Raw genomic sequence first — 3017 nt, forward strand, 5'->3', positions numbered from 1 at the left:
GCATGCGGTGCCGGGCGGGGCCGGGTGGAGCGGGATCCGCGGATCAGGCTTCGGTCGGAGCCGAGACGGAGGGCAGCGTCTGCTGCTCGGCCGCCGCGGTCTTCTTCGTCGCCCGCTTCGCCACGGTCTTCTTCGCGGCCGTCTTGGCCGTCGCCGTCTTCTTGGCGGCGGTCTTCTTCACGGCCGCCGCCTTCTTGGCCGGGGCCTTCTTCGCCGCGGTCGTGGTCGCCTTCTTGGCGGCCGTCTTGCGGACCGCCTTCTTGGCGGGAGCCGCCGGGGCGGCCTCCTCGACAGGCTCGGCCTGGGTCTCCACCGGAGCCTCGACCGGCGTCTCGACGACCAGTACGGCCGCCTCCGCGCCCGCCGGGGAACCGGCCGGAGCGGTGGCCTTACGGGTCGCACGGCGACGCGGACGGGCCGGCGCGGCCTCGACGGGCTCGGCCTGGGCCGGGGCGACGACCGGCTCGGCCGGGGCGACGACCTCCGGCTCCGGCTCGGCCACGGGGGCCTCGACCGGCTCCGGTGCCTGGACGGCCTCGGCCGGGGCGCCCGCCGGAGCGGTCGCCTTACGGGTGGCACGACGGCGGGTGCGGCGCCCGCTCACTCCGGCAGCGGCTTCGGCCTCGGCCGGGCTGCTGTAGAGCTCCTCGTCGGCGACGAAGGAGGGCTCGGGCAGGGCCACCGGGGCGGCGACCTCGGCAGCCAGCTCCGCCTCGGTCTCGATCTCGTAGACATCGCCCTCGGCGGTGTCCACGGCCTCGATCTCGTGGTCGTGCTCGTGTCCGGCCTGGCCACCGCGGCGCTTGGAGCGCTTGCCGTTGCCGCCACCGCCGACCACGGTCGGGGTCTCCATGTGCACGATGACGCCGCGGCCGTTGCAGTGGACGCAGGTCTCGGAGAAGGACTCCAGCAGACCCTGGCCCACCCGCTTGCGGGTCATCTGGACCAGACCCAGCGAGGTCACCTCGGCGACCTGGTGCTTGGTGCGGTCACGGCCCAGGCACTCCAGCATGCGCCGCAGGACCAGGTCGCGGTTGGACTCCAGGACCATGTCGATGAAGTCGATGACCACGATGCCGCCGAGGTCGCGCAGCCGCAGCTGGCGCACGATCTCCTCGGCCGCCTCCAGGTTGTTCCTGGTGACGGTCTCTTCGAGGTTGCCGCCCTGACCGGTGAACTTGCCGGTGTTGACGTCGATGACGATCATCGCCTCGGTCTTGTCGATCACAAGCGAGCCGCCCGAGGGCAGCCACACCTTGCGGTCGAGCGCCTTGGCGAGCTGCTCGTCGATCCGGTACGTCGCGAAGACGTCCACCTCGGAGGTCCAGCGCGACAGCCGGTCGGCCAGGTCCGGGGCCACGTGGTTCACGTAGCCGTGGATGGTCTCCCAGGCGCTGTCACCGCTGACGATGACCTTCGAGAAGTCCTCGTTGAAGATGTCGCGCACGACGCGGACGGTCATGTCCGGCTCGCCGTACAGGAGGCTCGGCGAAGAGGTCGAGATCTGCTTCGACTTCTTCTGGATGTCCTCCCACTGGGCCTGCAGACGCTCGACGTCGCGGCGCAGCTCGTCCTCGCTCGCACCCTCGGCGGCGGTGCGCACGATGACGCCCGCGTCCTCGGGGACGATCTTCTTGAGGATGGTCTTCAGGCGCGCGCGCTCGGTGTCGGGCAGCTTGCGGCTGATGCCGGTCATCGAGCCCTCGGGCACGTAGACCAGGTAGCGGCCGGGCAGCGAGACCTGGCTGGTCAGGCGGGCACCCTTGTGGCCGATCGGGTCCTTGGTGACCTGCACCAGGACCGACTGGCCGGACTTGAGGGCGGACTCGATGCGGCGCGGCCCGTTGGCCATGCCGAGCGCCTCGAAGTTGACCTCACCGGCGTACAGGACCGCGTTGCGGCCCTTGCCGATGTCGATGAAGGCGGCCTCCATGGACGGCAGCACGTTCTGGACCTTGCCCAGGTAGACGTTGCCGACGTACGAGGTGGCTTCCTCCTTGTTGACGTAGTGCTCGACGAGCACGTTGTCCTCGAGGACGCCGATCTGGGTGCGCTCGCCGCTCTGGCGGACGACCATGACGCGCTCGACGGCCTCGCGGCGGGCCAGGAACTCGGCCTCGGTGATGATCGGGACGCGGCGGCGGCCCTGCTCGCGACCCTCGCGGCGGCGCTGCTTCTTGGCCTCCAGGCGGGTCGAGCCCTTGATGGACTGGACCTCGTCGGAGGAGGTGGAGCCGGATCCGGCGACGAACTCCGAGCGCTCGCGCGCCGGGCGCGGCTCGCGGACCTTGACGACCGTGCGCACACCGTCGTCCTCGGCCGCGTCGGCGTCCGTACCACCGTCACCGCTGCGACGGCGACGACGCCGGCGACGACGGCTGGAGCTGGAGCCGAGGGCCCCGTTGTCCTCGTCGTCCTCGGCCTCTTCGGTGTCCTCGGCGTCCCCCTCCTCGGCGGACTCGGCCTCGGCCTCTTCCTCGGCGGACTCGTCGAGGTCGGCGGCCTCACCGCGGCGGCGGCGACGGCCACCGCGGCGGCGACGGCGCGACGGGCGGTCGCCCGACTCGTCGGTCTCGTCCTCGTAGGCCTCGGTCTCGGACTCTTCCTCGACCATCTCCACGTCGGCCAGCGTGACCGGGCCGGACGGCGCGGCGGCGGCCGGAGCCGGGGCCACGGGCGCGGCGGTCTCGGCGGCGGCTCCGCGGCCACGGCGGCGGCGACGGCCGGCCGGCTGCGGCGCGGGGGCCACCTCGGCCTCGGCCTCGACGAGGTCGAGGTCTTCCTCCTCGACCTCCTCGGCCGGGGCGGCGGCAGCGGCGGCCGCGGCCATCATGGCTGCGGTCTCCGGGGTCTGGAACATCGGCTCGGCGAACACCGGGGCCTGGAACACGGCGACGGCGGGACGCCCGGCGCGGCGGCCACCGCCGCGCCACCCGCTCCACCACCGCACCGGCCGCCGCCGCGCAGCCCGTGGCTCCGGCCGCCGAGGCCCCCGCCGCCGCCCCCGCCGCCGAAGC

General features: G+C 73.2%; 1 protein-coding gene. It reads right to left on the bottom strand.

The window, feature by feature from the left end:
- Positions 1-43: 43 nt before the first annotated feature.
- Positions 44-2890: an Rne/Rng family ribonuclease gene (locus tag ABZY57_RS32505; RefSeq protein WP_356518112.1), complete on the bottom strand. Its 2847-nt coding sequence runs from the start codon at positions 2888-2890 to the stop codon at positions 44-46.
- Between the last annotated feature and the right edge of the window lie 127 nt (positions 2891-3017).

It is taken from the genome of Streptomyces sp. NPDC006450 (assembly GCF_040612195.1).
GTDB lineage: Bacteria > Actinomycetota > Actinomycetes > Streptomycetales > Streptomycetaceae > Streptomyces.